The organism is Paraburkholderia sp. PGU19 (genome assembly GCF_013426915.1).
Taxonomy (GTDB): Bacteria; Pseudomonadota; Gammaproteobacteria; order Burkholderiales; family Burkholderiaceae; genus Paraburkholderia.
Genome location: NZ_AP023179.1, coordinates 1,621,476 through 1,644,660, shown reverse-complemented (window position 1 = coordinate 1,644,660; position 23,185 = coordinate 1,621,476). Strand labels below are relative to the sequence as shown.

The following is a 23,185-nucleotide window of genomic DNA, read 5'->3' as shown; positions in this document are numbered from 1 at the left end:
GTGTGATGTTGTTGAAAGGTGCGACCGAGCGTCCCAGGGTGAGGCATGCCCTTCTAGTCAACTGGGGATGGCGTGAGATCGTTAAAAGCGAGAATGATCGCCACGACGTCCACCACTTCCCTTCGAGAATTCGCATGAAACTCTTGTCACGAGCTGCTGTCGCAGCGATTGTTTTCGCTCTCACGCACGCCGCAGTGGCGCAGGTGCCTGGAACGGTGCAGTTGGAGGACATGACCTGGACTGAACTACGCGACAACATTCACGCGGGCAAAACGACCATCATCATCCCGATAGGCGGGACCGAGCAAAGCGGACCATATGTCGCACTCGGCAAGCACAACGTGCGGGTCAAGACTTTGTCCGAACGCATCGCGGAAGGCCTTGGCAACGCAATCGTCGCGCCGGTCGTCGCCTATGTGCCTGAGGGCAGTTACGCTCCGCCAACCTCGCACATGCGTTTCCCGGGCACGATCACTGTGCCCGACGTCGTATTTGAAGCGACCCTGGAGTCTGCCGCCAACAGCTTCAAGATTCACGGTTTCAAGAACATCGTCTTTCTCGGCGATCACGGCGGCTACCAGAACGATGTTCGGCGGGTCGTAGCTCAACTCAACAAAGCATGGGCCGGTTCCGGCGCACACGCGTTCGTGCCGCCCGAATATTACGGCACCAGCTCCGACGGTTATGCGCAGATCCTCCGCGAACACGGCGTGTCCGACGGCGAAATCGGCACGCACGCGGGGCTCTCCGACACGTCGCTGCTGCTCGCGGTCGCACCGCAGATGGTGAGGCTGGACAAGCTGAAGAGCGCCCCGAAACCCGGCGCGGCCGAAGGCGTCTATGGTGGCGATCCGCGGCACTCGACCGTCGAACTCGGCAAATTGGGCACCGACGCAATAGTGTCGCGCACGATCGAAGCCATCAGGAAAGAATCCGCTGGCCGTTGATGTGTTTAACATCATCGCACCGCATATCCCGTCACCCCATCCCGCCGACAATGGACCGAGTCATGCAAATGCGTTTTCGTCGTCGTTCGAGCTTCCCTAGCCTCGCAACGGCCGTTGCGGTCGCGCTCGCCGGCTACAGCGCCGACCATGCTGTCGCCGCACCCGCCGTCACGACGGTGCCTGGCATGCCGCCCGTGGTGCACCAGGACAATCTATACAGCGAGGCGCAATCCGGCCGTATGAGCGCCGCGGTGGCAGGCGCGCTGTCACGCGTCTACGTGCCGAACCTGCGCTCGAACGACGTGTATGTGATCGACCCGGCCACGTACAAGGTTGTCGACAAATTCCCCGTTGGCCGCAGTCCGCAGCACGTCGTGCCCTCGTGGGACCTACAGACGCTGTGGGTCGCCAACAATGCCGAAGGCCGTACCGACGGCAGCCTGACGCCGATCGATCCGAAAACGGGCAAGCCCGGCAAGGAAGTAACGGTCGACGACCCGTACAACATGTACTTCACACCCGACGGCAAGGAAGCGATCGTGGTGGCCGAAGCGCATGCGCGACTGGACTTCCGCGACCCGCACACGATGGTGCTGAATTCGAGCCTCGATGTCCCGCAATGCAAGGGCATCAACCACGCCGACTTTTCCATCGACGGCAAGTACGCTCTTTTCACCTGCGAGTTTGGCGGCAAGCTGGCCAAGATCGACCTGGTGAACCGCAAGGTGGTCGGCTACCTTGAACTCGCAAAGAAAGGCATGCCGCAGGACATCCGCGTTTCGCCGGATGGAAAGGTGTTCTACGTCGCCGACATGATGGCCGACGGGGTGTACCTCGTTGACGGCGATGGCTTCACAAAGACCGGCTTCATCAAGACCGGCATCGGTACTCACGGCCTCTATCCCAGCCGCGACGGCGCAAGGCTGTATGTCGCAAATCGCGGGTCGAACCTCGTTCACGGGCCGCGCCACGGTAAAGGCAGCGTTTCAGTGATCGACTTCACCTCGCGCAAGGTGCTCGTGACCTGGCCGATCCCTGGCGGCGGCAGTCCCGACATGGGCAACGTCAGTCCGGATGGTAAGACGTTGTGGCTGTCTGGCCGCTACGACGACGTCGTTTACGCGATCGACACGACCACCGGTACCGTCAAATCGATTCCTGTCGGCATGGAGCCGCACGGGCTGACGGTATGGCCGCAGCCAGGGCGCTATTCGCTTGGCCATACCGGAAACATGCGTTGAGGGGGGCCGGGCAGCGGTCGGTGAGCGGGAATCAAAAGACGGGGATACAGCGCTTTGCGTCCATTCGCGATGAAGAGGAAAATGGCAGGAATGGATCGTTCATGCCCCTTGCGGAACGGTCACAGTTGAGATTCACGTGAACTGTTTGTCGGTTGGCGGCTAAGCAACGCACAACGGCCGCTGACCGGGCCACCCACCAACGCAACTATGGCAGGATGCTTCCATAGGGCGCCTGGCTGGACTCGGATGTGGACAGCCGGCTCAATCATCACCGATGAGCGTTTCGACCAGACCGCGTCCCTCCGCGTATGCGGCCTTACGAGCCTCATCTGCTGTCGCGAAAAACTTCGCGAGTTCGAAGAATTGGGTGCGCTGGTCGGCCATACGAACATCGGCCCCTAGATGGCAAACGTATCCGCCATAATGGTACGGAGTGTCGTCTGCTGGCGGTCCGTATGCAAGGACTGGCATCACCCAAACCTCAAAACCCTTGAAATTGGCTCTTTCCCACATGGCATTCTCCAGAATGTCCCGCATAGCGCGAGGTTCGCGGCGTCAGTCCTAAGGGTTCGATGTGCCGCGGTTTCGAGAATTCGCTCCAACTATCATAACCGTACAGTAAGCCATTCGTCATTCCACGGACTGAAGCATTGCATCGATTTACGACGATTGTGGTTCGCGAACGCGGCTTCGTTCCGGACGCCTATATCGACACCTGTCTCGCAGCAGGCTACACGCGCCAGAACGCGCTCGAAATCATCCTCGGGTGGCGACAAGTCATGAGCAACTACACGAACCACATCGTCCATATCGAATACGTCAGTGGTATCGGTCTGGAAAGCGACGCGGATGGTTTCTTCGATAAAAAACGTTGTCGCGCTCAATAAAAGGTTGGCTTGTGGAATATCTATTCGCCACGGACGGTTGAGTTGAATGTCGTCACCTGCTTAAACCGAGCGTCCGGAATGCACAATGCGACGGACGCTCGAGTGACACGTGCGGCCTTGTCTCACATGTCCGGTACGGTCTACTGCTGTCCAACGCGGCCGGGAAAAATCGACCCGTAATAATCACGCGAATCAACTGACGTGAGTGACAGCCTCACAACGCCAAACGGCCATCCGATCAGAGTTATCCAAGGTCTGTTTCTGCACGGTAATTCGCGTTTTGCACAGTGCATCAAGTCCAAAAACATCTACCGTGGGCCTTCAAATTCGGCCGTGACTCAACCTTTGACGTGAATCAATGACGGTGCGACAGGACGCCACGGATTCACCACCAGGTAGCGATGTAGCATTAACTCATCGCTACTCGGAACCACAATGTTCGGTCCGATCGTCCATTCCAGGTGCAGCAGATGCCTGTCCAAAATCGTTATTCGTTTTCCTTAGTAATCCAAATGTTACCCGTCAGCGCTGTTCTGATCAGTTTGGCCCCGATGTGGGCAATTTTGCTCGCCGTATCCTGCGCATCGGCATACTTGCTCTTTTGGCGTAAAGCAATCAAATAAGCTTGGCGACCGGGGCGTATCGAAAACCGAAGTGCATACTTGGCACGGTTCGATCGGCGGGTTGAATCCGCACTACCCAACGGATGTTTGCTTCCCACCAGCCTCAGCGTCTGTTGAGGGGCGTTCGCTGCCTATGTCGGACGGTCATCTCTGACATGCGCCCGAGCTTGACGTCGGTTGGCGGCGAAGCGACGCACAACGGCCGCTGAATGAGTCACTGGTTAACGTCAGCTTTTGCCGAAGTACCACGTGCTCTCGGCGATCGAATGGCCGGTAGCTGAGCGGAGCCGCCGTCTGAATGTCCGAGTGGCACACCGGGCGAACGTCCCTTCATGGCCGACTGTGCTCATTCACGGAAGTCGCCCGAAAGCAGCCGCTGAAAATTTCAACGGCTGCCCTACAGCACCTTCATTGAACTGGTGCTCTCGGCCACGAACGGTCCTTCGCAGTCGCATCGCGAACGTCCGTTGATGAGTGGGGAATCGCCATTTGGCGAAGTGCGTGGCAGCGATCGATGACGCGTCAAAGGGCACTGGCAATGGCGAGACGGGGAGCGGCCGGCCCGCAGAAAATTCTGTGCCAGTCCTTGTGCGATAAAGGACATCATCATACATAACGGCACGGCATGTGACAGGGTCAATCTGTCCGATTTCCCCGCCGGGTTGCGGCTATAACAACGACAAAACAGGTGGCGAAAAAATGCCAGCCGACACGCATCCCGCTCAAGCGGCGTCATGATGGTCATCGCAGGGGCCTCGTTCGCCCTATCAAAACCCGTATGTGATCAAGTTTTATGCGATTGCCATCGCCTAACTCTTTCATGCTTCGCATGAGATTAAAGCGCATACGAGTTAGCACCACCGACCCCCCTTATCCATCAAGGAATTCATCATGACCAAGATCGAAACTGTCCTGGTCACAGGCAAGGCCCACACCACGGTCAACCGACACCCGAGCGCCCGGGTGGCGACCACGGCGTCGTCGACATCAGGCTGTCGGCGCCCGGCGGTGAAAACCACGAGTTCATCGCCGCCGAGCCGCACCCGAGCGCCGAGCAGTTGTTTGCGGGCGCCTGGTCGGCCTGTTAGCAGCCCCAATGACTCAGCGGCGTGGGTATCAAATAGAGCGATGCCGGCACGCCGATTTCGCTACGTGATATTCGCTACGCGAAGATTCGATGGCTTTCACCGCTTCCTCTAGAAGGGCCGTGCCGCTTTCCCGCTCGCCCAGAGCCCGCAAAGCGCTCCCGAGATTGGGCTGTGTCATCGCTCAGGCCAACGGGACGCGCTCGTACGTGTATTCGGTCAGCGCCGCGTGGCAGGCCGCCACTGCCTCCTCCAGCCGGGTCGTGCCGCTTTCGCGCTCACCCAACCTCAAGAGTGCGACCCCGAGGTTGCTTTGAGTCATCGCCCAGTCCAGCGGGACGCGCTCGCGCATGTATTCGGTCAGTGCCGCACGGCAGGCGTGACGCTTTTGCCATGGTCTGAAATCGGCGACGAGCGGCGCAAATCCCTTTGGTCGTCCATGCTACGCTGTAAGGTTGCCAACGCCACTGCGTTTCTGGCGGACTAGAGGCTTCCGGCCGGCCCGTCTCGCCCCCTGCTATCCGGGCGCTCTGATAAGGAGCGCAACGCCACTTTGCGAAATTGCGCAATTTCGCAATTTGAGCCGCTGCGCAGCGCTGCACACCCAATGGCAGCCCCCCGCGTCAGATGGGCATCTGCTGTAAGCGAACCCTTGGAGACGATGCGCCTCCGCGGAAAGGACCGCTTTATGCTGTCCGCGTGACAAATCGCTTCCCGGAACAAAAACCACAGAACAATGAACTATCATCGTTAAGAGCCAAGGGGGCGAACGCGTTATCGCTGTGCCGTTCGACACGATGACGAACGTCGCTACTAAATTTAGCCTGTAACGGCCGATCGGACTTTTGATTGCGCGAAGGCGTTGCACTCCCCGTCGAGGATCATGCAATCGCGCTAAATCCATGAAACTAGGTCGAGCATCTAGCGCCGGTTCACGTCAAAAGGGAGATGGCGCGGACTGCTGGTCCTAGCGGCGCGTGCGTGCATCGGATGCGCTGGCCGCCGAGCATCAGGAGAACCGCGATGACGCTGACGATAGCCAACCAGAAGACCACCGCGCCGAACCCATCGTACGGAGACCAAGCTTTCCAGACCTGTCTGATCGAATCGAAAATCGCGTTCGAGTTCGCGACGGTCGAACACTTGAAGACGTTCCTGAAAGACCGCGCGATTGACTTCACGAACGCGAAAACCAAATTCGAGGATCCCCAGTACCAGGCGCTGTTCTCTCCGATCATTGGATTTGCTTACGAGGACAGGTCGAGCAAAAGCCAACTGTCAACGCTACTCAAAATCAAAACGATAGTGGGCGTGTTCGAAGTCGAACTGTTCGTTTCCCTGAAGCGGCACGCGCTCATTTCATTCACCAACAATTACGTCACCCCGCGCGACGCCAAGCAGATGAATTCGATCGTGCGCGACGCGGTCCTGCTGAAGAAGTGCTTCGACGAATACGTCGCGCTCCTCACGGCCGAGGCCCAGAAGCAAGGCTACTTCTTTCAGGTCGCCCCCCAGAAGTTGAACAACACGATGATCTTCGGCGCGATGACGATGTCAAGCGATTCACTGCCGATCAGCCAGATTCCGGCGAAAGGATTCAAGGTACACGTGTTCCCTTCTGGCGGTCCGGAGGTGCGTATGATCCCGGATCACGCGCAGTACAAAGCGATGGTGACTTTCCTGCTTTGGTACTACCGCACTGACGAGTGCACAGGTATGACACAGACGGTCGATGAAGTCACGAGGATGGAACTGAAGCTCGGCGGAGAAAATCTGCAATACAAGTCCTACGTCCAGCGGCTCGACAAGCTGGCCGCACAGGTCAAGCAGTCCTGCAGTGAACTGAAGAAAGGTGGAGTCGATTTCGCGAAAGTCTATGCCGACGGCGAGGTCGATCGCGCTCTGCACAAACCGGCCGGTGACGGATGCAAAGCGCTGTACGAACTTTTGTACAAGCACGGGGTCATTCCGTCGCTCCAGGCGCCGACGCGGCTCGCGAGCCGCAACCCTGACGCGGCGAAGGCCTACAAGGCGCCGATCGTCGACAAGACGAATACGGTGATCTTCAAGACGCACAAAGTCGAGGTCTGTTCGACACTCAAGCACATGCCATGGGACATCATCGCCTGGCTGCTCGAAGGGAAGCTGGCGATCGATTTGAGCTCCGGCAAACCCCAGGTCCGGCTGATGCTTGAGGCGTACAAGGTCGATAAGGAAAAGTACAAGAGTGTGTCGCACGACGACAATGCCGAAGTGATTCGCAAGATGTCGCACATGAAGACGCGCGCTGACGTGACGAAAGAGTTGATCGAGAGCTTCGCGTCGCCGTCGAAAAAACCACACGAGAAGATCAACCGTTTCATCGAGCTGTACCAGGTCGCTGTGACATCGAACATTGATCGGCTGAAGGATATCGCGACGCTTTGATGCGCACTCATTTTTCGGAGTGGCTCAAACGAGAGTCACGCACGAAGCGCGACATCCCATCCCGGCAGACGCACCTTCTCCAGGCGCGCGATCGCAGCGACTGATCTTCGCTCTGCGAGCCCGAGGCGAGCAGACCGATACCGTTCTTGATTTGCTGTGCCAGCGTGGAGCCCGCAGCTGTCGCACAGTGCGACAAATCGAGGGATACTGATCATTGATTTATTTGTTTTTTCGCGCGGGCGCATCCCATTGCGGTCGCGGTTGCATACCCCCTGGTTTCATCGGGATAGTGCCGTCCGAACGCTCGCATGCGAAGGCGGGCGTTAGCAGGAAAATACCGTAAATCCCCATCGAAGATGACCACTGCTCCGCACACCAGCCGACGGTGACAGGGGCTGTATATGCCCCCCAATCCGTTCACCGGCAATTGGGCCCGACGACGCTGAAAGAGCTCACAATCAGCGCCGGCATCCCCCGCTTGGCATAACACCTGATCTCCACGGGCTTCCTGCTGTGGCTGCTTTTGAGCGCTGTGATGACATTCGCAGAAACTAACTGAAGGGCAGGAACGGGTCGTCTGCTGACTTCCCAACGGGAACCAAGCCGCCGTTCGAACTTGTCGCGGAGCCGACGTCAGCAATGCCGACCACAGCAGCCGTTGGCCGATGCTCGTGCCTTATAGGCGGGTTTGGCCGATCAAGTAACGTTCGTCTTTTGCAGTCCAGTGACCGTTTGCAGACGCTGACCCGACGTCTGAACGTCAAACCGATGGTATGCGCAAATAACGCCTCGTGGCCGCTCTCTTCCCGATGTCTATCGACATAGGCTCGATCTGACATGGAGTCCGGGTTGCGAAGATCGGGGAGCGAGTCAACCCTTAATAAAATATGTTGTCCTAATTTCTGATACGACGACAATCGCGCGCGTGATAGAGAGCCGAAACACCCGTGAAATCGAGCGACTGACACAACGGCGTCACAGCAATCATGCCCTGTCACCCAGTTCCAGATACCGTCACGTATACCGTCAAGGCCTCTGACGGTATCGAGCAGGCCTCTGCAGAGGCTGCCCGCATATACCGTCAGAAATACCGTCAAATCGGAGCCATTGCAACAGCAGGAGTATTGTTAACATGATAAAAATCCCCATATTTTTCAATGGGTTAGCACCCTGCTCCCGCCAATTTAAAGCTTGCGCAAATAATTCGATACGAAACGTATGCCTTTGATTTCAAAGGCTATTATTTAAATAATTACTCCCACTCTATTATCTTTTATCTTTAAATGTCATTGAATCTAAAGGATTTTATTGATGGTGGCAGACCGGATACCGTCAGGTATACCGTCACCGGAGGTGTACTGAAAAAAACGCCCTCGCCCCGCGCCTGCCTGAGTGTTTCCTTTTTGGTCCGGCGCGTTCCCGTAGCAAGCTTACACACATCACCGACGCCACTCGGCCGCCGCGCCCGCCTGCCGTCACCTGTGAGCGTGCGACCGTGCGGATCCCATAGCTCATCTTTACTGCACCGATGTTGGCCAGCCTTCCTCTCTCTGACTCTCGACGACCCCAATGCCTGCGTTCGGCTCGCCGCGAAAACTACGACCGCTTCCAAAGTCCAACGGCCATTCGCTCATCCAGGGTTGGCTGCCGCTTGTCGGCCATAGCCGCCGTTGGCGCGACCATCGGCCAACGGCGGCTATGATTAGTTGCTGACGTCGAGCACACGATCAGGTCGAACGGCAGCTTTGCGCGCGTCCAGAGGACAGTAGTCGACCCAATCCCGACCGTCGCTATCGATCTCGTTCAATGGCAGGTATCGGAGCGCAGCGGTCCCTACGGTCGGTAGCTCAAGGGCAAGACCTCGGCCATTGCTGACACTCAGGTATTGGCATCTGTGAGACGGCTACAGCGGCTTTGCGTTATCAAGGCCCGGGCAGGAACTCGAGGTCTCCGTACCACGCGCGTGTTGTCGTACCAGTATTGTCGGTATCGGTCAGCAGCCCGTAGCCGGTGATTCGTCCTGGTGGTTCGTGAAAGACCCGTTCGTAGTCTTGCACGATATTGCGGCGCAGGCTTTGCCACTGACCCGCATCGCCGGACAGACCGGAGACCACGATCATCTGTACGCGGTCCGTGTGAGGGTTGGCAATGACAGTGCCTGGCGCGGCCGTGGTCGACCAGATATACATCAGCGTGGCATAGGGCAACTCCTCGCCACCCAAGCGCTTTGCCACGTCCATCTTGGCTCGGTCGAAAAACGATAGTTTGCTTTTGTCGCCGTCAAATAGGAACACCAGTCGCGCTGGCGCGTCTTCCTTAGATCCGACGCGGTTGTCGGCGCCCTCGATCGGTCTTTCTGCTTTCCAGCGCCATGCCACGACGGGTGTGCGGCCGAGGTCGATATTACCCTCGTGCATCAGCGCAGAAGCAGAGCGGTTCGCGTCCGCCTGCAGGACGGTGGTGTGGCCGTCGTAAACAAGCGTGTATTGCGTCATGGGTTTGCCGTGCGCGACCGGCAGGTTCTTCCAGCCCGCGGGCATCGGTGCGCCGGGCTTGATCGTGGAAAAGGCAATGCCCGGCTTTTCGTCCTGGGCAAAGAGGACTGGCGGCAACAGAAGGAGCGTGACGCACGCGGTGATCCAGACTGGCCGGGTTGTTCGCTTTCGTGCCCGACGAATCGAGAGAAGATGCATGGCTGTCACATTCGTCTTTTGGCTAGCGTCCATTGTAGTCGCCTTAACTGACGGTATTTCAGAGGGACCGTTACGACCGTGGTTAGGCTCTGTTGATTTGAAAGCTGGACCGCGAATCTGAAGCACAAGACCCGACCCTGCCTAAACACGACAAATCGCGCAACTCGAGACGATGCAGATTGCCAGTGATCGTGTCCGGTTGGTGGACGAGAGGGGCTTCATCGGCCTTACGGGAAGCTTCACATAGGGCCGATGAAGGAGCGTCCGCCTTTGAGAATCGGATGACCGGAAACGCGGGGAAAGCCGACTCGTGAACGTCCAACCGACGACGCATTTGAACGGCGGATTGTGGCTCGTGTTCTTTGGCGGATCATAAGCTTTTACGGCATGGCTTCGTGCCGCTCGTGCTGGCCGGCGCTTTCGGGTCGGTGGAGCGAAAGGAACGCCGCTAACGGGCGGCACCATCCCGCGCGCTCGGTAAACCCTGGCGTGCGGCGTTCAGTAACCGGCGCCAGAGGAATTGGTTGAACTGCCAGACGCGCCGTTGCCGCCTTGATTCATATCACCACCCGCAACCGCAGGCCCTGAAGCCGCGGCAATTCCGAGGCAAACGAGACACGCAACAACTATCCGAAGCCGCTTCATGATCACTCCTCCCAGGGAAGCTCGCAAGAAGTCCCGCGCAGAGATGTCCAGTGAGGCATTAATCACGCTATTACCGAAGATGCCGAACTTCCGCCTGGATGGCGGACGCGTCACGCGGTTCTTCGCGAATGCAGGCATCGACGGTAGTGATAAACGAGGCGCGCCGACGACTTATTCCTCAGGACAGTCTGAAAAGACCGTCCGTGCCCGACCAAGGCGCCTGCGTACTACCCGATCGCCTATCCCTACCCGTATTACTATCCGTACCCGTACTACGCTTACGGTTGGCCGGGTTTCTGGTGGCCGTCGGTGTCGTTCAGCTTCGTCTTCTTCAGCGGCTGTTGCGGCCACGTCCATGGCCACCCCGACCATTTCGGCCACTACGGCTACTACGGCCACTGGGGCCACTATGGCAATTGGAGTGGTCATGGCAACTGGGGCGGCGGTCACGGCTCGTGGGGTACCACACACGCCGGCTCGAATGGCGGCGGCGCCTGGGGCGGAACTCATGGCTGGAGCGGTGGCGGCTGGGGCGGCACTCATAGCTGGGGTGGTGGCGGCCACTTCTGGGCAGCAGGTGGCGGTCACGGCCGTTCGCATTGAGCCGTGCGCGCCGATCGAGAGGTGTCCGTCTGCGGGAAACGCCAGCGCACGACCCGTTTGGCAAGGCTCGCCGCGCGGTCATCTCGGCAGCGTGGAAGGAACTCGTCAAGACGCTGCTCACGTGCAACGCCGCGGAGTCTACGCTTGCTGCCGCTCCCGCCTGCCCTCGATGACATGTTGGTTGGCGATTTTCTTGGCGGCATCGCATCGCTTGCGTTGCGCCGACCAGACGTTTGGAGATGCGCTATGGGAAACCTCCAGAGAAACTGCTCGACGCTTGCGGCGTGGGCGCTCCTGCTGACAGGAAATGCCGTCGCCGGCGTGCCACAAAGCGGGCCACATCTGAGCCCAACGGAGTGCCGTGACCTGGCCGCGATTAGAAGCAACGCTCCTCGGACGAAGTCGCAACACCAAAGCGAGCTTTCGGCCCTGAGGAAAGCGGGCTACAACCCGTCACCGTGGCACGACGACCCACACTACCCAGCGAACCTACACGCGGCGCAGCGCCTGGTCGACCATTGGTTCGAAACGGAGTGCAAGCAGTCGCATCCCTGATGAGAAGCCCGAAGCCACTTTGGCCCTCCTCTGCGCGCAGCAACCGAGAGTCGCATTGGAGCGCAGCGCTGATCTCCCGAGAGCGCCCCACGGTTGCGAAGGGCACAACCCGACGCTGAACGGACTCAGAAGTCTTCCTGGCAAACGACCGTACAGCGCCCCACCGCGGTCATTTACCTTTGAGGATCACCCACTCCTGGCGCACGCGGTGGGTCATGCAGTTACGTCCCTTGCGGCCCCCCGGTACAGGCGGACATGAGTAGTCGTGATCTCGGCGCCCTTTGGGGCGTTCATCATCTGACAACATTGCCTATCGTGATGTCGACGACTTTGCGCCCCCTTTCTACCGGTCCGCTTTTCCCGATGAGATCGCCCCGAGTGAGTTGTGCATTGCCCACCCCCGACACATGGGCCTCAACGATTACCCGCTCGAAGTCGGACAGTCGCCTGCTGGACGTCATCGCCATCGAATCATCCAGGTGCAACGTCGACGGCAATTGTTCGACTTCTACGCGCTGCACGGCCAAAGGCATGCGCGAGCCGTCATCGGCGAGGGCATAGACATACACCTGATCATGCGGGTGCGTGCGCGCCGCAAGCGCCGGACTCAGCCGTACATGTACTTCGAGTACAGTCGCCGACTCGAAGGAACGAAACGTCCGATGTTCCTGCACGTCCTTCGGTGAATCGCCGATTGGCAAGACACTCGTGTGAATCGCCGCCGTTCTCTCGGCGTCTATATTTTTCTGTGCCTGATTGGCCATCTCTGAGCCCGGGTCCGCGACCCCTTCCAGCCGCTCCCAATACTGGATCGCCAGCGCGTAGTCTTGTCTGTCGTGCGCAGCAGACGCGCCCAGTGCCAGCGCTTTCGGATGAACGGGATCCGCCGCGAGCGCCGCGTCAATGCTCTGCAATGCTTCGCCATTCAGATCACCGCCTCGGGCCGTCGCCAACGCATCGGCGTAGTCGGCAAGCAGATCAGCGTCACCAGATTTCAAGGCCAAAGCACGGCGATATGCAATTACGGCATCATCAGTACGGTCTAGAACAACATAGGAGCGCGCGAGCATTGCCCATCCTGGGACATCGTCAGGTTGTTGACGCAGATGCGCCGCCAGCCTGCTGACGGCAACCTCCAGCGAGCCCGGCGTCGCGACGTGAACACCCCACTCTCCTTCGCCACCACGTTCCACTGCCACTGCGGCCGGATCGCCGAGACGCATGTAAAGCACCGCGGCAGCCGATGGCAGCAGCGCCAGCATCAGCGCAGCCATTCCAGATTGCCTCAGAACACCTCCTGGTCGACTCACTGGCGCGGTAGTGACACTGCCACACGTTTCATCCACGAGGCGGCGCTCAAGTTCGACGCGAGCGTCGTCGCGATAAACATCGGACAGGTGCTCGGCGGCAACCTCACGATCGAGATCGGCGATACTCGACCGATAGAGAGCAACCGCCAATCCGTGATCTTCGCGCAATGGCGCCGCGCGGCACAGCAGTGGCACGATCACCGATGCCACGGAAATGGCGATCATCGCCCCAGCGATAATCCAGAAGCTCATCATCGCCGTGCGCCCTCATTGTGACCGTCAAGCAGCGCATCTGCATGCCGACGTTCATCCTGACTGAGCATCCTGGGACGTACGTTTCGTGCGTGTCGGATGCTGAGAACCAGCACGACGGCGCCTGCCGCAAGCGTTATGAACGGTCCGAACCAGAGTGCCCACGTGACAGGTTTGATGGGCGGCCGGTAGAGCACGAAGTCGCCATAACGGCGCACCATGTAGGCCTGAATCTGTTCGTCACTGGCTCCTATGCGGATCTGCTCACGAATCTGGTTGCGCAGATCCGCGGCCAGTTCGGCATTCGAATCCGCGAGGCTCTGGTTCTGGCAGACGAGACACCTGAACATTTCGGCCAGATGCCGTACGCGCGCTTCAGCCCGCGGTTGGTATGCGGCCTGTCCGGCTGCGCTCGACGCGGCCAGTGCCATCGACAAAGCCAGCAGCAACGCGGCCACAAAGCGATTCACCAAACGATGTGCGCGACTAGTCATGGGCCGCCTCGCGTTGCAGCTTCCCGACGAGCGGCACGATCACACTATCGAGCGATGCGTGCGTGAGTGGACCTGCAAGCCGATATCGCACGATGCCCGCCCGGTCGATCACAAATGTTTCCGGCACGCCATAGACGCCGTAGTCGATAGCTGTGTCTCCCGTGCGGTCCACAATCGACGCTGTATAGGGATTGCCTGCTAACTGGAGCCACCGGATGGCGTTCTGCCGGTCATCCTTGTAATTCAACCCTAGAACGGGCGCAATGCGACGGGACGCAAAATCGGCCAGCACCGGCTGTTCGTCACGGCACGGTTCGCACCATGACGCCCATACATTCAGAATCCAGACCTGGCCGCGCATCGCGCGCGAGGATATGGTCTCGCCCGAGGTATCAAGGCGCGGAAGCGTGAAATCCGGGGCGGGTTTGCCGACCAATGCCGAAGGCAGCGTGCGCGGGTCGTGCCGCAGGCCGGCAGCCAGGACGGCCAGCAGGCCTGCTAGAACCGCCAGCGGAACGAGAAAGCGCTTCATCGCTCGGTCTCGCTGACGGGACCATTCGCACTACGGGCGGTGTCCACCGCGACGGCGGCGGACAGAGGCGCGGGTTGTGCATTGCCCGCTCCTTGATCGCCTTCACGGGTGCGCCCGCCAGTTACCAGTCGGTAACGACGGTCCGTGCCCGCTAGCAGGCCACCGAACGCCATCAGCAGGCAGCCGGCCCAGATCCAGCGGACAAAGGGCTTGATCTGGATACGCATCGTCCACGCGTTGCCGCCGACCGGTTGATCGATGGCGACGTAAAGATCGCGCAGCACGCCGTGATCGATGGCCGCTTCCGTCATCGGCATGTTCTGCGCGAGGAAGAGGCGTTTCTCCGGGTACAGCGTCGCCACCGGCCGGCCATCGCGGTCGACGCTGATCGTGGCGCGCTTGGCCTGATAGTTCGGGCCAGCGATATCGCGCACGCCGTCGAGCCGGAAACTATAGCCACCAATACCGACGCTTTCACCGTAGCGCATCAGCACGTCCTGCTCGGTCTGGTAGCCCTTGACCAGCGTTACGCCGACAATGAACACGCCAATTCCGGCATGAGCGCACCACATCCCATATGTCGCGCGAGGGACATGCCGCAGGCGGCCGGGCACGGAACGTTGCCCGGCGCGAAGCCGCTCGCGCATACTTGCCACAACCGTCGTGAAACTCCACGTGGCGAGCAGTAGTCCGAGGCTCACGAGCGGCCGCCAGCTTCCTAGCAGCATTGGCAGCACAAGCGCCGTGACTACACTGACGAGCGCCGCCCATCGCAGGCGCACAGCCAGTTCGGGCACGCGCGCCGCTTTCCAGCGCGCCATGGGTCCAACGCCCATCAGGAAGACGACCGGCGTCATCAGCGGCACGAACACGCTGTCGAAATACGGTGGTCCAACTGAAACCTTATCGAGGCCCATTGCATCGAGCACCATCGGATAGAGCGTGCCCAACAGCACGGACGCAGCCGCCACCATGAACAGCAGGTTGTTCGACAGCAGCAAGGCCTCTCGGGAAACCAGTTCGAACCCGGCACCCTTGCCGATCTGCGGCGCGCGCCACGCGAACAGCATCAGTGCACCACCCGCGACCAGAGCCAGGAATGCGAGGATGAATATGCCCCGCGCCGGATCGGACGCGAACGCATGCACGGACGTCACCACGCCCGAGCGCACGAGGAAGGTACCCAGCAGGCTCAGCGAGAAGGCGCAGATCGCGAGCAGTGCCGTCCAGCTGCGAAAGCTTCCGCGCTTCTCGGTCACAATCAGCGAATGGATCAGCGCGGTGCCTGCGAGCCATGGCATGAACGACGCGTTCTCGACCGGGTCCCAGAACCACCATCCGCCCCAGCCGAGCACATAGTAGGACCAGCCGCTGCCAAGCATGATGCCGAGCGTCAGGAACATCCACGCGGCGATCGTCCACGGACGCGACCAGCGGGCCCACGTCGTGTCGAGCCGGCCCGAGAGCAGCGCCGAGATCGCAAACGCGAAGGCGACCGAGAAGCCGACGTACCCCATGTACAGGATCGGCGGATGCATGACCATGCCGGGGTCCTGCAGCAGCGGATTCAGGTCCCGGCCTTCCATCGCAGGAGGCAGGAGGCGGGTGAAGGGGTTCGACGTGAACAGCAGGAACGACAGAAAGCCCACGTCGATCAGGCTCATCACACCGAGCACGCGCGCGACAAGCGCGACGGGCAATTGCCGGCTGTAGCACGTCACGGCGACCATCCACAGCGTCAGCAGCAGAACCCAGAGCAGGAGCGATCCTTCATGGCCGCCCCAGACGGCCGTGAAGCGGTAGATCGCGGGCAGAGCTGAGTGCGAATTTTCCGCCACATAGACCAGCGTGAAATCACTGTTCAGAAACGACCATGCGAGGCTCGCGAACGCCATCGCCACGAACGCAAACTGCGCGCGCGCCGCAGGCTTCGCGACGCGCATCCATCCATCGATGGCGAACTGCGCGCCGAGTATCGGCACGATGCCTGTCGTCAGCGCGAGCAGCAGCGCAAGGATCAGCGCAAGATGACCCAGTTCGGCGATCACCGCTGTGCTCCTCGATCGGCCGCGCCCGTCGCGACCCTGACGGTAGATGCCCCCTGTGCGTGGCGCAGTGCATCGCTGACGGCGGGCGGCGTGTATTTCTCGTCGTGTTTCGCAAGCACTTCGTCTGCATGAAACTGGCCGTCGTCGCCGAGCACACCCTGCGCGACCACGCCACTTCCCTCGCGAAACAGGTCGGGCAGCGCGCCGCGATAGATCACCGGAATTTCCGCCGCCGTATCCGTCACGACAAAATGGACGGTCAAACCGTCTGCGTCGCGTCGAAGCGAGTTGCGTTCGACTAGACCGCCGAGCCTGAACCGGTGCGCAACCGGTATCTCATGCGCGACGATCTGCTTCGGGCTGACGTAGAACATCACGTTCGCCCGAAACGCATTCAGCACGAGCGCGCACGCGAGGCCGGCGCTGCCGAGTCCGCCCGCGATCAGCACGAGGCGTCGATGACGGACTTTCATCTACTCGTCCCCTTCATTGTCGGGCGCAGCACGACGACCGCTTCGCACCATGAACGTTTCGAGTCCCAGCAGCGCGAACATCACCAGCAGCGCCGTCGCGAGCAGCGGAGTATGGGTCAGCATCGACACGACATGTTCGATGGTGTTCATGCCGGACGCTCCCCGATATGACTCTCCCACGCGGCCGTCTGTTGCCGCGAACGCATGATCACGCGTACGCGCGTGAGCGAGACTGCAATCGTGTAGGCCCAGAACCCAAGCGACATCACGACGATGCCCCACACCATCGAGGCTGTCATCGATACGCCGCTTCCAAAGCTCAGCGACGGCCCCTGATGCAACGTGTACCACCATTGCACCGAGAAATAGATGACGGGAATGTTGACCACGCCGATTAGTGCGAGCACGGCACACGCGCGGTCGGCGCGGCGCACGCCATCAATGGCCGCGTGCAGCGACAGAAAGCCGATATAGAGGAAGAGCAGGATCAGTTCCGACGTCAACCGCGCATCCCAGACCCACCACGCGCCCCACGTCGGCTTGCCCCACAGCGCGCCCGACACGAGTGCGATGAACGTGAACAGCGCGCCCGTCGGCGCGAGCGCCTGCGCCATCATCGACGACAAACGGGCATTCAGCATAAGATCGAGCGCGCAGTAGGCGGCCATCACCAGATAGATGAACATCGACATCCATGCGGCAGGCACATGCACGAACATGATCCGGTACACGTCGCCTTGCAGCGCATCGGTTGGTGCGATGACGAGTCCGATGGCGAGCCCCCCCAGCATGAGCACGACGGTGACCACGCCGAAGCATGGCGCAAGACGCGCGGCTAACCGGTCGAAGGTCCGCGGCGACGCATATCGAAACCAGTTCAGACGTGCCATGTGTGTCACTCCATTGCAATGCGCAGTGCAGCGGCGCTCGCCCACGGACACAGCCACACGGCGACGCACAAGGTCGCACCGAGCAGTGAAAAGTTCGCCCTGGACCATTCGGTCGTGACCGCGGGATCGGCCGCGCCAACGCCGAAGATCAGTACGGGAACATAGAGCGGCAGAATGAGAAGCGCGAGGACGACACTGCCCCCGCGCACGCCCAGTGTGAGTGCCGCGCCCATCGAGCCGATCAGGCTCAGGAGCGGCGTACCGAGCAGCAGCGAGCCCATCAGCGGCAGCATGTCGGAGAAGCGAAGGTCGTACTGAAGCGCGACCAGCGGCGCGAGTAGAGCAAGTGCAAGACCGTTGGTCAGCCAATGCGCGACGATCTTGCCCAACACGATGACGGTCAGCGGCTGTGGCGACAGCAGCATCTGTTCGAGTGCGCCGCACGCGAAATCGTGTCCGAACAGCTGACCGGCCGACAGCAATGCAGCGAACAGGGCCGTCACCCACATCACGCCCGGCGCAATCGCCTGCAGGAGCTTCGAGTCAGGACCAATCGCCAGTGGGAACAGGCTCGATGCGAGAATGAAGAACGCCAGCGTGCCGAGCGTCATCGTCCGTCTGCGCCAGGTCAGAATGAGTTCGCGGCGTATGACACCCAGCGTCACGCCAGTCATCGGCCTCCCCTTCCAGACGCAGATGGCGCGTATGCGCACTGGCTGTTGCCAATGGCCGGTGTGTCGTCGACACGACAATGCCGCCTGCACGCATGTGAGCGTCGATGCACACGCCCAGCCAGCCTTGCGCCGCAGCGTCGAGTGCTTCGGCCGGCTCGTCGAGCAGCCATAACGGTTTGGCGCTCAGCATCACGCGTGCGAGCGCAACACGGCGACGTTGTCCTTGCGAAAGGCGGTTGAGCCGCGTATGCAGCAACTCTAGCAAGCCCGCGCCCTTGAGGACCTCGCCTTCATTCAGATGTGATCGGTAAGTGCTGTTGTCCGTCGAGCGGCCTGCGCCAAGCAACCGCGCGAAGCGGATGTTTTCAAGCACGGTGAGATCGTCGCTGACGCCGTTCGTATGCCCCATATACGACAGATCGCGCCGGAACCGCTGCGGTTGCGAGCGCACGTCGGCGCCATGCCAGCACACCTTGCCCTTCACGGGCAGCAACAGACCGGCGAGCGCGCACAGCAGCGTCGACTTGCCGCTGCCATTCGCACCGTGAATCTGCAGTGCGTAGCCGGCTGCGAGATGCAGGTCAATGCCGCGAACGATCATCCGGCCGCCGCGTTCCACGGCAAGCTGCTCAACAGAAAACATGTCGGACTCTTGTCTGGCGCTGGAGTTAGGCAAAGGCGCGTCCTCGGACGGGCTGCTCTCACGGCTTCTTGGCCTGCTGCTTTTTTTGCGCGTCCACTTCTGCCTGGGTCATGTCCGGCAACTGGTGAGCAATCCCCTTGTGGCAATCGATGCAGGTCTTCGCACCCGGCTCGAGAAAACGCTGATGCGCCTCCTGCGCGCGCGGGCTCTGACGCGTGAAGTCCATGTACTCGAACGAGTGGCAGTTTCTGCATTCCAGCGAGTTGTTCGCCTTGAAGCGCGCCCATTCATGTTCGGCCAGTTCCAGCCGCTTCGCCTGGAATTTGTCGCGGGTATTGATGTCTCCGAAGACCTTCGCCCAGACCTCTTTCGACGCCTGCATTTTGCGCGCAATCTTGTATGTCCACTCATGCGGTACATGACAATCCGAACACTTGGCGTGAAAGCCGCTGCGATTGCTGTAGTGAATCGTGGTTTTCAGCTCGGCATAGGTATTGTCACGCATTTCATGACAGCCAGTGCAGAACGCCTCAGTATTCGTCAATTCCATTGCGGTGTTGAACGCGCCCCAGAACACCACCCCCGCGATGAATCCGCCGAGAGTCAGAAATCCCAGACTGAAATACGCACTAGGCCGGGTAATGGTCGTCCAGTAGCGTCGCAGCAGGTCGCGCATGTCAGGCCTCTACTTTTTTTTCGTCGCCGCAGACGGCAGCCTGACGTCCTGGATTTCGCTGAACGTATTGGCCACGAGCGGCTTCGCATCGGCCTGAGGAACATGGCACTGGGTGCAGAAATAGCGGCGTGGCGCGAGGTGTCCGAGCGTCTCACCCTCCCGGTTCGTATAGTGTGAGATCGCCACGGGCACGGCACCGCTCTCCGCCGCGCGGCTGCTCGCATGGCACGAAAGACACCGGTTCGCGTTCCGATCGAGCTGGTAACCGTCGATCTTGTGAGGGATGGTCGGCGGTTGCTGCGCGTACGCCCGCCCACGAATCACATCCTGGTTTTCGGTCGGCGCAATCAGTGGCGGTGTCGGCTCTTCATCGAGCGCTGTCGGACCACGCAACGTGTCGTAGAACGGTCCTTTCGGGACAGTCGGCTGCGCGACTGCCACAATCGCCAGGACTGAAGCAATGACCAGAGCTATCCACGTTCGCATGGCAGGCTCCCTAAACCTTGACGATCCTGACCGCGCACTTCTTGAAATCGGTCTGCAGGGAGATCGGGTCGGTGGCGTCCAGCGTGACCTTGTTGATCAGCTGGCTGGAATCGAACCACGGCACGAACACAAGTCCGCGCGGCGGCTTGTCCCGCCCGCGCGTCTCAACCCGCGTCAGGATATAGCCGCGCCGCGACATCACCTTGACCTCGACCCCGCGCCGCAAACCCATCGCCTTCGCATCGTCCGGGTGCATGAAGCACACCGCGTTCGGAAACGCGCGATACAGCTCCGGGACGCGCCTCGTCATCGAGCCCGAATGCCAGTGCTCGAGCACCCGGCCCGTCACGAGCCAGTACGGATACTCCTTGTCCGGCGACTCGGCGGGCGGCTCGTACGGCAAACCCCAGATCACCGCGCGGCCGTCCGGATTGCCGTAGAACTGCCAGCCGGTGCCCACCTTCACATACGGGTCGGTGCCTTCCTTGTAGCGCCAGCGCGTCTCCTTGCCGTCGACAACCGGCCAGCGCAGGCCGCGCGCCTTGTGATAGGCGTCGAACGGCGCGAGATCATGACCGTGTCCGCGGCCGAAGCTCGCGTATTCCTCGAAGAGGCCCTTCTGGATATAGAAGCCGAACGCATGCGCCTCGTCGTTGCGGTATGTGGTATCGACTTCCGAGAGAGGGAACTTGTCGACCTGCCCGTTCCGGTACAGGATGTCGTACAGCGTCTTGCCCTTGTATTCCGGCATTTTCGCGAGCAGATCGGCGGGCCACACCTCTTCGACCTTGAACCGCTTCGAGAACTCGACCAGTTGCCACAAGTCCGAGCGCGCCTCGCCCGGCGCCTTCACCAGTTGATGCCAGAACTGCGTGCGCCGCTCCGCATTTCCGTACGCGCCTTCCTTCTCGACCCACATCGCCGATGGCAGGATCAGATCGGCCGCGACGGCCGTCACCGTCGGATATACATCCGACACGACCACGAAAGCGGCCGGATTGCGATAGCCGGGCAGTCCTTCCTGATTCATGTTCGCGGCCGCCTGCATGTTGTTGTTGACCTGCACCCAGTATGCATTCAGCTTGCCGTCGCGCAGCATGCGGTTTTGCAGCACGGCGTGGTAGCCGGGCTTGTCCGGAATCGTCCCGGGCGGGAGCTTCCAGATGTGCTCGGCTTCCTCGCGATGCTTCGGGTTGGTGACCACCATGTCTGCTGGCAGCCGGTGCGAGAACGTGCCGACTTCGCGCGCCGTGCCACATGCCGACGGCTGGCCAGTCAGCGAGAACGGGCTGTTGCCGGGTGTCGATATCTTGCCCGTCAGCAGGTGCAGGTTGTAGACGAGATTGTTGGCCCACGTGCCGCGCGTGTGCTGGTTAAAGCCCATCGTCCAGAACGACACCACCTTCACATTCGGGTCGGCATAGAGCTGCGCGAGCTGGTCGAGCTTGTTCTTCGGCACGCCCGAGAGCTTCGTTACATACGCCGCGTCGTACTTCGAGACGAATTTCGCGTAATCGTCGAACGTCATGGGTTTCGAGCCGTTCGGATCGGCGGCGTTCTTCGCGGCCTTCTGAAGCGGATTGTCCGGGCGCAGGCCGTAGCCGATGTCGGTATTGCCCTCTTTGAAGACCGTGTGCTTGTCGACGAAATCGCGATTCACCTTGTTGTTCTTGATAATGTAGTTCGCGATGTAGTTGAGAATGGCCAGATCGCTCTGCGGCGTGAAAATGATCGTTTCGTCCGCGAGATCGAAACAGCGGTGCTCGAAAGTCGACAGCGCAACGACCTTGGTTGTCGGCGCGCTCAGCCGCCGCGAGGTCACGCGGGTCCAGAGCACCGGGTGCATTTCCGCCATGTTCGAACCCCACAGCACGAACGCATCGGTCTGTTCGATATCGTCGTAGCAGCCCATCGGTTCGTCCATGCCAAACGTACGCATGAACCCCGTCACGGCCGACGCCATGCAGTGACGCGCATTGGGGTCGATGTTGTTGCTGCGAAAACCCGCCTTCATCAGTTTGACGCCGGCGTAGCCTTCCCACACCGTCCATTGGCCCGAGCCGAACATGCCGATCGCCGTCGGCCCTTTGTCCTTCAGCACGCGCTTGAACTGGTCGGCCATCACGTCGAAGGCCTGATCCCACGACACGGGCGAGAACTCGCCGTCCTTGTCGTATTTGCCATTCTTCATGCGCAGCAACGGCGTGGTCAGCCGGTCCCCGCCGTACATGATCTTCGACAGGAAGTAGCCCTTGACGCAGTTCAAACCACGATTGACCTCGGCCTGGGGGTCGGCGAGCGTTGCCACGACCCTGTCGTCTTTTACGCCGACGAGCACGCCGCAGCCGGTGCCACAAAAACGACACGGTGCCTTCGACCATTTCAGATTGTCGTCCTGCGCCAGAAGGTCTGCACCGGGCAACGTGATGCCGGCAGCGGCAGCGGCAGAAGCCACCGCCGTCTGCTTGATGAACTCACGGCGAGTCAGCTTCATCGACGATCTCCTCGTTGAGCGAATCGATGTCTTCGTGATGCTGATAGATAAGGGCAGCGGCATAGACGCCGGGCAAGGCCTGAATGGCGTCCAGTTGCTCGGCAACGCTGGACGAACGTGGCCCCTCGAGTGTGACTACCAGTTTTGCATCAGGAGAGGCAGCGTGCACCTGCGCTCCCGGCAGCATGCCAATGTTCTGCACGACGCTGTCGCGCAGTGCGGGCTGCGCGTAGACGACCACACCGGCGATATGAAATTCGCCAGGCGTGTCGGTTTCACAAGCTTCGTTGCGACAACCGATCGTCATGAGTCTGACTCCGGATCGTGGGGAACCGGCGTGCTTTCATATCAGTGGTGAGGCGGGCCACCAATAAGCAGCTGGTAAAACCATACTGCAAATCCATAACCCGCAATGAGCATCACCGTCAACACGGGAACCATGACGACAGTCAGAAAGAGGAAGCTTCGCAGCTCTTCTGACTTGCGCAATTCCTTGCTCTCATTCAT

Annotated in this window: 23 protein-coding genes; 6 read left to right on the top strand and 17 right to left on the bottom strand. The window is 60.3% G+C overall.

Annotated features, from left to right (window positions below; translation table 11 throughout):
* Nucleotides 1-134 precede the first annotated feature (134 nt).
* Nucleotides 135-947, top strand: a complete 813-nt coding sequence (locus H1204_RS07590; RefSeq protein ID WP_180730894.1) for a creatininase family protein — start codon at nucleotides 135-137, stop codon at nucleotides 945-947.
* A gap of 62 nt (nucleotides 948-1,009) precedes the next feature.
* A complete protein-coding gene (locus H1204_RS07585) occupies nucleotides 1,010-2,188 on the top strand; it encodes a YncE family protein (protein ID WP_180730615.1) in 1,179 nt (392 codons plus the stop codon).
* Nucleotides 2,189-2,449: 261 nt separating this feature from the next.
* Here the strand turns inward: H1204_RS07585 and H1204_RS07580 are convergent, their stop codons facing one another.
* The gene (locus H1204_RS07580; protein ID WP_180730614.1) at nucleotides 2,450-2,701 is read right to left on the bottom strand and encodes a hypothetical protein; all 252 of its coding nucleotides are present in this window, start codon (nucleotides 2,699-2,701) and stop codon (nucleotides 2,450-2,452) included.
* Nucleotides 2,702-2,838: 137 nt separating this feature from the next.
* On the opposite strand from H1204_RS07580, the gene H1204_RS07575 reads away from it, so the two are divergent.
* Nucleotides 2,839-3,075 carry a hypothetical protein gene (locus H1204_RS07575; protein ID WP_243468571.1) on the top strand — a complete coding sequence of 79 codons (237 nt, stop codon included), beginning with the start codon at nucleotides 2,839-2,841 and terminating at the stop codon, nucleotides 3,073-3,075.
* Between the two features lie 1,892 nt (nucleotides 3,076-4,967).
* Here the strand turns inward: H1204_RS07575 and H1204_RS07570 are convergent.
* Nucleotides 4,968-5,135: a hypothetical protein gene (locus tag H1204_RS07570; RefSeq protein WP_180730613.1), complete on the bottom strand. Its 168-nt coding sequence runs from the start codon at nucleotides 5,133-5,135 to the stop codon at nucleotides 4,968-4,970.
* A 671-nt stretch (nucleotides 5,136-5,806) separates the two neighbouring features.
* Here H1204_RS07570 and H1204_RS07565 point away from each other — a divergent pair.
* On the top strand, nucleotides 5,807-7,210 hold the full coding sequence (locus tag H1204_RS07565; RefSeq protein WP_180730612.1) for a hypothetical protein: 1,404 nt from the start codon (nucleotides 5,807-5,809) through the stop codon (nucleotides 7,208-7,210).
* 1,922 nt (nucleotides 7,211-9,132) lie between these two features.
* Here the strand turns inward: H1204_RS07565 and H1204_RS07560 are convergent.
* Entirely contained in the window at nucleotides 9,133-9,936 is an 804-nt protein-coding gene (locus tag H1204_RS07560; protein ID WP_243468570.1) for a DUF3047 domain-containing protein, read from the bottom strand.
* 921 nt (nucleotides 9,937-10,857) lie between these two features.
* Between H1204_RS07560 and H1204_RS07555 the strand changes: the two genes are divergently transcribed.
* A complete protein-coding gene (locus tag H1204_RS07555; RefSeq protein WP_346015736.1) occupies nucleotides 10,858-11,151 on the top strand; it encodes a hypothetical protein in 294 nt (97 codons plus the stop codon).
* Nucleotides 11,152-11,397: 246 nt separating this feature from the next.
* Nucleotides 11,398-11,706 carry a DUF4148 domain-containing protein gene (locus tag H1204_RS07550; RefSeq protein WP_180730611.1) on the top strand — a complete coding sequence of 103 codons (309 nt, stop codon included), beginning with the start codon at nucleotides 11,398-11,400 and terminating at the stop codon, nucleotides 11,704-11,706.
* 293 nt (nucleotides 11,707-11,999) lie between these two features.
* Here H1204_RS07550 and ccmI read toward each other — a convergent pair whose 3' ends face one another.
* Genes ccmI through napE form a run of 14 tightly spaced genes read right to left on the bottom strand, consistent with a single transcriptional unit; the run spans nucleotide 12,000 to nucleotide 23,185 of the window.
* On the bottom strand, nucleotides 12,000-13,271 hold the full coding sequence (gene ccmI / locus H1204_RS07545) for a c-type cytochrome biogenesis protein CcmI (protein ID WP_180730610.1): 1,272 nt from the start codon (nucleotides 13,269-13,271) through the stop codon (nucleotides 12,000-12,002).
* Nucleotides 13,268-13,762, bottom strand: a complete 495-nt coding sequence (locus tag H1204_RS07540; RefSeq protein ID WP_180730609.1) for a cytochrome c-type biogenesis protein — start codon at nucleotides 13,760-13,762, stop codon at nucleotides 13,268-13,270. Before H1204_RS07540 ends, ccmI begins: the two co-directional genes overlap by 4 nt.
* The gene (locus H1204_RS07535) at nucleotides 13,755-14,294 is read right to left on the bottom strand and encodes a DsbE family thiol:disulfide interchange protein (protein WP_180730608.1); all 540 of its coding nucleotides are present in this window, start codon (nucleotides 14,292-14,294) and stop codon (nucleotides 13,755-13,757) included. Before H1204_RS07535 ends, H1204_RS07540 begins: the two co-directional genes overlap by 8 nt.
* Nucleotides 14,291-16,342, bottom strand: a complete 2,052-nt coding sequence (locus tag H1204_RS07530) for a heme lyase CcmF/NrfE family subunit (RefSeq protein ID WP_180730607.1) — start codon at nucleotides 16,340-16,342, stop codon at nucleotides 14,291-14,293. The genes H1204_RS07535 and H1204_RS07530 overlap by 4 nt, the downstream gene beginning before the upstream one ends.
* Nucleotides 16,339-16,815 carry a cytochrome c maturation protein CcmE gene (gene ccmE / locus H1204_RS07525; RefSeq protein ID WP_180730606.1) on the bottom strand — a complete coding sequence of 159 codons (477 nt, stop codon included), beginning with the start codon at nucleotides 16,813-16,815 and terminating at the stop codon, nucleotides 16,339-16,341. The genes H1204_RS07530 and ccmE overlap by 4 nt, the downstream gene beginning before the upstream one ends.
* Nucleotides 16,816-16,965: a hypothetical protein gene (locus H1204_RS07520; RefSeq protein WP_180730605.1), complete on the bottom strand. Its 150-nt coding sequence runs from the start codon at nucleotides 16,963-16,965 to the stop codon at nucleotides 16,816-16,818.
* Nucleotides 16,962-17,705: a heme ABC transporter permease CcmC gene (gene ccmC, locus H1204_RS07515; RefSeq protein WP_180730604.1), complete on the bottom strand. Its 744-nt coding sequence runs from the start codon at nucleotides 17,703-17,705 to the stop codon at nucleotides 16,962-16,964. The genes H1204_RS07520 and ccmC overlap by 4 nt, the downstream gene beginning before the upstream one ends.
* 5 nt (nucleotides 17,706-17,710) lie before the next feature.
* The gene (gene ccmB, locus H1204_RS07510; protein ID WP_243468569.1) at nucleotides 17,711-18,316 is read right to left on the bottom strand and encodes a heme exporter protein CcmB; all 606 of its coding nucleotides are present in this window, start codon (nucleotides 18,314-18,316) and stop codon (nucleotides 17,711-17,713) included.
* On the bottom strand, nucleotides 18,249-19,022 hold the full coding sequence (gene ccmA / locus H1204_RS07505) for a cytochrome c biogenesis heme-transporting ATPase CcmA (protein WP_243468568.1): 774 nt from the start codon (nucleotides 19,020-19,022) through the stop codon (nucleotides 18,249-18,251). Before ccmA ends, ccmB begins: the two co-directional genes overlap by 68 nt.
* Nucleotides 19,023-19,080: 58 nt before the next feature.
* Nucleotides 19,081-19,698, bottom strand: coding sequence for a NapC/NirT family cytochrome c (locus H1204_RS07500; RefSeq protein ID WP_180730602.1), 618 nt, complete (start codon nucleotides 19,696-19,698; stop codon nucleotides 19,081-19,083).
* Between the two features lie 9 nt (nucleotides 19,699-19,707).
* Nucleotides 19,708-20,184 carry a nitrate reductase cytochrome c-type subunit gene (locus tag H1204_RS07495; RefSeq protein ID WP_180730601.1) on the bottom strand — a complete coding sequence of 159 codons (477 nt, stop codon included), beginning with the start codon at nucleotides 20,182-20,184 and terminating at the stop codon, nucleotides 19,708-19,710.
* A gap of 10 nt (nucleotides 20,185-20,194) precedes the next feature.
* On the bottom strand, nucleotides 20,195-22,678 hold the full coding sequence (napA, locus tag H1204_RS07490; RefSeq protein ID WP_180730600.1) for a periplasmic nitrate reductase subunit alpha: 2,484 nt from the start codon (nucleotides 22,676-22,678) through the stop codon (nucleotides 20,195-20,197).
* Complete coding sequence (locus H1204_RS07485) at nucleotides 22,659-22,985, bottom strand: chaperone NapD (RefSeq protein WP_180730599.1); 327 nt, start codon at nucleotides 22,983-22,985, stop codon at nucleotides 22,659-22,661. The genes napA and H1204_RS07485 overlap by 20 nt, the downstream gene beginning before the upstream one ends.
* A gap of 41 nt (nucleotides 22,986-23,026) precedes the next feature.
* On the bottom strand, nucleotides 23,027-23,185 hold the full coding sequence (napE, locus tag H1204_RS07480; protein ID WP_180730598.1) for a periplasmic nitrate reductase, NapE protein: 159 nt from the start codon (nucleotides 23,183-23,185) through the stop codon (nucleotides 23,027-23,029).